Source organism: Candidatus Cardinium sp. cBcalN2, assembly GCF_022810445.1.
In the GTDB taxonomy this organism is placed as follows: domain Bacteria; phylum Bacteroidota; class Bacteroidia; order Cytophagales; family Amoebophilaceae; genus Cardinium.
Genome location: NZ_JAACGD010000102.1, coordinates 1 through 6,876, shown reverse-complemented (window position 1 = coordinate 6,876; position 6,876 = coordinate 1). Strand labels below are relative to the sequence as shown.

The window sequence follows — 6,876 nt, the reverse complement described above, 5'->3', positions numbered from 1 at the left end:
CAACTGCAATAGAAAAACAGTTGGTAGGGGGGTGAAGGGCGGATTCTGTTTTTCCAGTTGTAAGGGGTGCTTTCAGCAATTTTTTACCCAGGGTTTGATTTTTTGTCTATTTTTTTGATCAAGCAAAAAGTGGGAGAAAAAAGCCTTCTAATCCAGCCTAGTCTATAGGATTATTTATACAGCAATAGGTGCTCTAATAGCTGGATGATGTGTATAATTCAGTAAAATAAAATCCTCATAAACAAAATCAAACAAATCGGTTACATTTTCCCGGAGCTGCATAGTCGGCAATGGATAAGGGCTACGTTTAATTTGCAAATGCGCTTGTTCTAGGTGATTATGGTATAGATGCGCATCGCCCAAGGTGTGGATCAGTGTTCCAGGTTTTAGCTGGCATACTTGTGCCATCATCATGGTTAACAGTGCGTAAGAGGCAATGTTAAAAGGAACTCCTAAAAAAACGTCCGCACTACGCTGGTAGAGTTGACAAGATAGTTGTCCGTTTCCTACATAAAATTGAAAAAAAGCATGACAAGGGGGTAAGGCCATTTTAGCAATTTCGCCGACATTCCATGCACTTACCAATAGCCTACGGGAATCCGGATTGGTTTTAATGGCCTCTATCACCGTACTGATTTGATCAATTTTTTCGCCTGTTGCGGTAGGCCAGCTTCTCCATTGGTGGCCATAAATAGGCCCTAGTTCTCCCTCTCTATTGGCCCACTCATCCCATATGGTAATGCCATGTTTTTGTAAATAAGCTACATTTGTATCTCCTCTTAAAAACCAGAGTAATTCATAAATAATAGAGCGAAGGTGTACTTTTTTAGTTGTAACCAATGGGAAGCCTTCTGCTAAGTTAAAGCGCATCTGGTAGCCAAAAATACTCTTGGTTCCTGTTCCAGTTCTATCTTTTTTATCAATCCCTGCTGCTAAAATAGCTTCTAATAATCTTAAATATGGTTCCATTGCTATGCGCTATATTTTTCTAGTTTAGGCATTGAATTTATGCCAAATTAGACTTGAGAACAAGTTTTTGCTAGGCCTTGCTACTACAGTACTCAATAATTATGCGGCAGGTCTAATATATACTCATATACTCAAACCTTATTGCAACTAAAGGAGCGATAATTGTAAAAACAGGTAGCAAAGCCAAGCAATAGATCATTTATTTGAAAAAATATTTGTGGATTCAAAAAAAAGCTATACCTTTGTATTACGATTCAAAGCAAAGCAGCTAAAAGCCATAAAAAATGCCAAAATCAAGGTAAAAAAGCTAAGCAGCTATGCTTACGGTTTCAAAAATGTTCTTTGACTTATTGTAAAAGCAAAATAGGGTAGGCAAATCTCTTTTTAGGGATTCAGCATGATTCCATTTCAAGAGCAAGTAAGAAATAATTAAGGGCGTATGGAGGATGCCTTGGCTCTTAGAGGCGATGAAAGACGTGATAAGCTGCGATAAGTTGCGGGGATTGGTTATACGATTTGATCCGCAAATTTCTGAATGGGGCAACCCACCCTACCTATGTAGGGTATTTCTTCAATAGAAGAGAAGCAAACCTGGAGAACTGAAACATCTAAGTATCCAGAGGAAGAGAAAACAAATTAGTGATTCCATAAGTAGTGGTGAGCGAACGTGGATTAGCCCAAACCATAGCAGTTTCGGCTGCTATGGGGTTGTAGGACTAGCAATATAGACTAATATCAAGAACTTAAATTATTTTGGAAAAATAAGCCGTAGAAGGTGAAAGCCCTGTCAAGGTAATCGATATTAGTTTAGCTAGTATCCTGAGTAGGTCAGTCCCGGTGAAAGGCTGACTGAATCTGCCGGCACCATCCGGTAAGGCTAAATACTCCTAAGAGACCGATAGTGAACAAGTACCGTGAGGGAAAGGTGAAAAGTACCCTGAATAAGGGAGTGAAATAGTACCTGAAACCATACGCTTACAAGCAGTCGGAGTTTTTTAGCATGTATTTATACATGCTTATAAAATGACGGCGTGCCTTTTGTATAATGAGCCTATGAGTTAATCTTTTCTGGCAAGGTAAATCCTTTTGAAAGGAAAAGCCGAAGCGAAAGCGAGTCTAAATAGGGCGCTTTAGTCAGAAGAGTTAGACGCGAAAGCCGGTGATCTACCCATGGCCAGGTTGAAGCGTTGGTAAAACAACGTGGAGGACCGAACCAGTGGATATTGTAACGTCCTTGGATGAGCTGTGGGTAGGAGTGAAAGGCTAATCAAACCGGCAGATAGCTCGTACTCTCCGAAATGTTTTTAGGAACAGCCTTAAGTGTATACTGATAGGGGTAGAGCTACCGATAGGACTAGGGGGGTAACCTACCGTGTCCAGACGAACTCCGAATACTATCAGTTTTGCTTAGGAGTGAGGGTTAGGGCGTTAAGGTCCTGATCCGAAAGGGAAAGAACCCAGACCATCAGCTAAGGTCCCCAAATATATACTAAGTTGAACTAAGAAAGTTTAGTTGCTTAGACAGTCAGGATGTTGGCTTGGAAGCAGCCATTCATTTGAAGAGTGCGTAACAGCTCACTGATCGAGCGACAAAGCGTCGATAATAAACGGGCATTAAGTATATTACCGAAGCTATGGCCTTGCTGCCTAGGGTAGCAAGGGGTAGGAGAGCATTCTAATCAAGCTGAAGCCAAATAGTAATGTTTAGTGAATTGATTAGAAAAGAAAATGTAGGCATGAGTAACCAAAATAATGGTGAGAAACCATTACACCGTAAGACTAAGGTTTCCATGGCGATGGTTGTCATCCATGGGTTAGTCGGGCCCTAAGCTGAAGCCGAACGGCGTAAGCGATGGAAAATCGGTTAATATTCCGATACTAGCTAGCAATAGAGAAGGGGGGACGAAGGAGTGAAAGGTCTGCCTTCTGACGAATTAGAAGGTTAAAGCCCGTAGATATAAGTGTGGCAGGCAAATCCACCATACTTGTCGAAGGTAACAGTACTACAATCCCTCGGGAGCGTAGATAATGACCCTAATCATACTTCCAAGAAAAGCCTCTAAATTGTTACGTGCTAGCTAACCGTACCGCAAACCAACACAGGTAGTTGAGGAGAATATCCTAAGGTGTTCGAGTGATTCGTGGCCAAGGAACTCGGCAAAATAGCCCTGTAACTTCGGGAGAAAGGGCGCCTCATTGATTCTTTTAGGAGAATCAATAGGCCGCAGTGAAAAGGCCCAGGCGACTGTTTACCAAAAACACAGGACTTTGCAAAATCGAAAGATGAAGTATAAGGTCTGATACCTGCCCGGTGCTGGAAGGTTAATAGGAGGCGTTAAGTCGCAAGATTAAAGCGCTGAATAGAAGCCCCAGTAAACGGCGGCCGTAACCTTGACGGTCCTAAGGTAGCGAAATTCCTTGTCGGGTAAGTTCCGACCTGCACGAATGGTGTAACGATCTGGGCGCTGTCTCAGCCACGAGCTCGGTGAAATTGGAGTGACGGTGAAGATACCGTCTACCCGCAATGGGACGAAAAGACCCCATGAACCTTTACTATAGCTTAACATTGATAATATGTAGATAATGTGTAGGATAGGTGGGAGACTACGTAAGTAGTCGTCGTTGAAATACCACCCTTTATTTATGTGTTATCTAATCTTTTTGAAAAAAGAGACAGTGTTTGGTGGGTAGTTTGACTGGGACGGTCGCCTCCTAAAAAGTAACGGAGGCTTTCAAAGGTACCCTCAGTACGGATGGTAATCGTGCGTAGAGTGCAATAGCATAAGGGTGCTTGACTGTGAGACAAACAAGTCGAGCAGAGTCGAAAGACGGATATAGTGATCCGGTGGTTCCGAATGGAAGGGCCATCGCTAAAAGGATAAAAGGTACTCTGGGGATAACAGGCTGATCTCCCCCAAGAGCTCATATCGACGGGGAGGTTTGGCACCTCGATGTCGGCTCGTCACAACCTGGAGCTGAAGCACGTTCCAAGGGTTGGGCTGTTCGCCCATTAAAGTGGCACGCGAGCTGGGTTCAGAACGTCGTGAGACAGTTCGGTTTCTATCTATTGCGGGCGTTAGAAGTTTGAGAGGAGCTGACCTTAGTACGAGAGGACCGGGTTGGGTAAACCTCTGGTGTATCAGTTGTGACGTCAGTTGCACTGCTGAGTAGCTACGTTTATAAGAGATAAGTGCTGAAAGCATCTAAGCACGAAACTCGCCTCAAGATGAGACTTCAATAAGGGTGGTTAAAGATGATGACCTTGATAGGTTGCAGGTGTAAAGTCAGAAATGGCAAAGCTGAGCAATACTAATTACCCGAATGTTTCTTCTTTTTTTTCTTGATTTTGCTTTTACAGTAGTCAATTACTTTTTTTTAGAGTAGTCTATATGATTCGCTATGGTTCATATAGTTAACTTGTTAAAATACTAAAAATAAAGGTGACGAAAGCGCTGGTGTGCACCTCTTCCCATTCCGAACAGAGAAGTTAAGCCCAGTAGCGCCGATGGTACTTCGGTAAAACGCGGGAGAGTAGGTAGTTGCCATCTTTTATTTTTTTTCCTCATGCTATGCTGTAGTGTTGCGTGAGGATTTTTTCATATGTAATTATTTAAAACTATCCGCCTCAAATTGCTAACCTCCGCTTTTATCTTCTTTTTCATGCCCGTAGTCTATTCCAATAATTTCTATAGCTCAATATCATTTTATGATCTTCCGTTTATTTTAATCTAATTTAGTCCATTATGCTTGTACGAATTATAATCAACACCATTTGTTTATTGTGTTTTATGCTCCAAAATGTTGCTTGTGGTTGTAACCATAATGCTAACAAATATACGGGCCAGCTAAGTGACGTAGCAGCCTATGCACAAAATTTGGATCCTGGTGTAAAGAATAAAATTCTTGATCTTCTAGAGGACCAATTGTCATTATACCAGTGTTTCTTAAAAAGAATAGATGCTGATCCAGAATTATCTCCTGAAGAGCTTTCTTCAGATCAAAAAAGAGAATGGAATAAACTTCATCTACTATTTATTGATTTATATCGTATGATTTATAAGGCTTGGGAAACGATACAAGATGATATTGATTCACAAGAAAAACCTATAGACTTAAGTGAAGAGGCGCTATCATTGATGCAATTGATCCTTGTAGAAGAAGTAGACTTTTCAAAAGAAACCCAGGGCCAGGTTACATCTTTTATCATAAGTCTTAACAAGCTACGGGATACTATTGCAGAGCATTATATCGATTCTTTCAAGGACTATATAGCTGGCGGTGATTTGAAAAGGTTTGAAAAAGTCGTTGATATAGGAAAAAAAGAAACTCATGAAGCCATCTTAGATTTTGTAGAACAGTTTAAAGAAGACGAGGACGAGGATGACGAAGAAGAAAATGACCAAGATGAGGATGCATAAATTAAACGCTTTGTTGGGCTTACTTATGGTCCGAAATCTGTGAGACTTAGTCTATTATGAAGTATCTAAATAGTATTCAATCTATTAAAAAAGTATTATTAGATCCCTATGCTATTTCAACGGTTTTTTTTGCTGTATGGATGCTCTGTTTTGATGATCAAAATTTAGGGGTGCAAGCTAGTTTGTATAATCGTTTGAAAAAATTAAAGACAGATAGGGTCGAGTATATTTCTCAAATTCAACAGATTAAAAAAGACAAAAAAGAACTTGTTGGTAATTTAGATTTTCTAGAGAAGATGGCTCGTGAAAAATACTATATGAAGCGAGAGAAAGAAGATTTGTATGTCATTATGCGAGAATAGTTTAGGTGTTTTTTGATTTGATAGTAACATCTTTAATAGTAGCCATATGTCGATTGCCATACATAGCAGACAAGTTTGTTCAGTTAGCTTAGTATTTTTAGAAGCAATCATTGATTTATCAAAAACCTACCAAAAGCGCATAATAGTTTCTAATCATTTAGCTAAATTATTGGAGTCTCAATCTACTGTTAATTTATCTACACTACCTGTTTTTGATCTGATTGATTTACATCTACAACTAGATTTAGAATTGATTATAAGTTTAGGTGGTGATGGAACTTTTTTAGAAACTATTCACTATCTCAAAGATCATGTGATTCCTTTACTAGGTATTCATAGAGGTAATTTGGGATTTTTAACTATGGTCACTCTTACAGACGCTGTTAGTGTATTGATACGCTTTTTTGAGGGTGATTATAAATTAGAAGAGCGCGCACTTTTGGCTTTATATGGTGCATCTGCTCCTGTTTCATTTGGGTTAAATGAAGTCGCATTGCTTAAGCGAGATATGGCCAGTTTGCTAACCATTGATGCGTATATGGATGGGCAATTTATTACTACCTATCGAGCAGATGGGTTGATTATTGCTACACCTACAGGATCTACCGCTTATTCGTTGAGCTGTTCAGGTCCGATCGTGTTGACTAGTTCTCATAGCTTTGTGATTACTCCTATTAATCCTCATAATTTGACGTTACGTTGACTAGTCGTTCCTGACACAGCCTTATTAAGTTTTGTTATTAAAAGTCGTAATAACGATATGCTAGTGGCCATAGATGGTAAGGCTGTTCCAATAGTGATTCAAAAACAGCTTGTGGTTAAGAAAGCTCCTTTTACATTAAAATTGGTCCAATTTGGCCATACAACTATTTTTGATGTTTTACGTGAAAAGCTGTACTGGGGATTGGATGCTAGAAGGAATAGTAGCCCTCTTAAGATTTGATTATTGCATAAATTGTATTAAATTTATTTGCTTTTGAATTCAAAACCTAGGCTTGTCTATCTGTTTATAACCTTGGTAAAAGGATATTTTTATCTTACTTTTTTCATAAAAAGGTAACAAAAAAATCAAACCCTGGTAAAAAGTTTCAGCAACCACTCCTTATAACTGAAATAGAAAAACAGTT

Annotated in this window: 5 protein-coding genes and 2 rRNA genes; 6 read left to right on the top strand and 1 reads right to left on the bottom strand. The window is 39.6% G+C overall.

Annotated features, from left to right (window positions below; translation table 11 throughout):
* Positions 1–174: 174 nt before the first annotated feature.
* The gene (locus MUW74_RS03020; RefSeq protein ID WP_243518633.1) at positions 175–969 is read right to left on the bottom strand and encodes a thymidylate synthase; all 795 of its coding nucleotides are present in this window, start codon (positions 967–969) and stop codon (positions 175–177) included.
* Positions 970–1,388: 419 nt separating this feature from the next.
* On the opposite strand from MUW74_RS03020, the gene MUW74_RS03015 reads away from it, so the two are divergent.
* From MUW74_RS03015 to MUW74_RS02990, 6 genes are all read left to right on the top strand, one after another.
* Positions 1,389–4,302, top strand: a 23S ribosomal RNA gene (locus MUW74_RS03015).
* A gap of 103 nt (positions 4,303–4,405) precedes the next feature.
* A 5S ribosomal RNA gene (rrf, locus tag MUW74_RS03010) occupies positions 4,406–4,517 on the top strand.
* A 195-nt stretch (positions 4,518–4,712) separates the two neighbouring features.
* Positions 4,713–5,387: a hypothetical protein gene (locus MUW74_RS03005; RefSeq protein ID WP_243518902.1), complete on the top strand. Its 675-nt coding sequence runs from the start codon at positions 4,713–4,715 to the stop codon at positions 5,385–5,387.
* Positions 5,388–5,443: 56 nt separating this feature from the next.
* The gene (locus tag MUW74_RS03000; protein WP_243518905.1) at positions 5,444–5,749 is read left to right on the top strand and encodes a septum formation initiator family protein; all 306 of its coding nucleotides are present in this window, start codon (positions 5,444–5,446) and stop codon (positions 5,747–5,749) included.
* Positions 5,750–5,795: 46 nt separating this feature from the next.
* Positions 5,796–6,452, top strand: a complete 657-nt coding sequence (locus MUW74_RS02995; RefSeq protein WP_243518908.1) for an NAD(+)/NADH kinase — start codon at positions 5,796–5,798, stop codon at positions 6,450–6,452.
* A gap of 57 nt (positions 6,453–6,509) precedes the next feature.
* Positions 6,510–6,692 (top strand): hypothetical protein, encoded by a 183-nt coding sequence (locus tag MUW74_RS02990; RefSeq protein ID WP_243518910.1) that lies wholly within the window; start codon positions 6,510–6,512, stop codon positions 6,690–6,692.
* The last annotated feature ends 184 nt before the right edge of the window (positions 6,693–6,876 follow it).

Excerpts from the sequence above, each read along its gene's own strand:
- MUW74_RS03020 (WP_243518633.1), bottom strand. The coding sequence starts at position 969 with ATGGAACCATATTTAAGATTATTAGAAGCTATTTTAGCAGCAGGGATT.
- MUW74_RS03005 (WP_243518902.1), top strand. The coding sequence starts at position 4,713 with ATGCTTGTACGAATTATAATCAACACCATTTGTTTATTGTGTTTTATG.
- MUW74_RS03000 (WP_243518905.1), top strand. The coding sequence starts at position 5,444 with ATGAAGTATCTAAATAGTATTCAATCTATTAAAAAAGTATTATTAGAT.
- MUW74_RS02995 (WP_243518908.1), top strand. The coding sequence starts at position 5,796 with ATGTCGATTGCCATACATAGCAGACAAGTTTGTTCAGTTAGCTTAGTA.
- MUW74_RS02990 (WP_243518910.1), top strand. The coding sequence starts at position 6,510 with ATGCTAGTGGCCATAGATGGTAAGGCTGTTCCAATAGTGATTCAAAAA.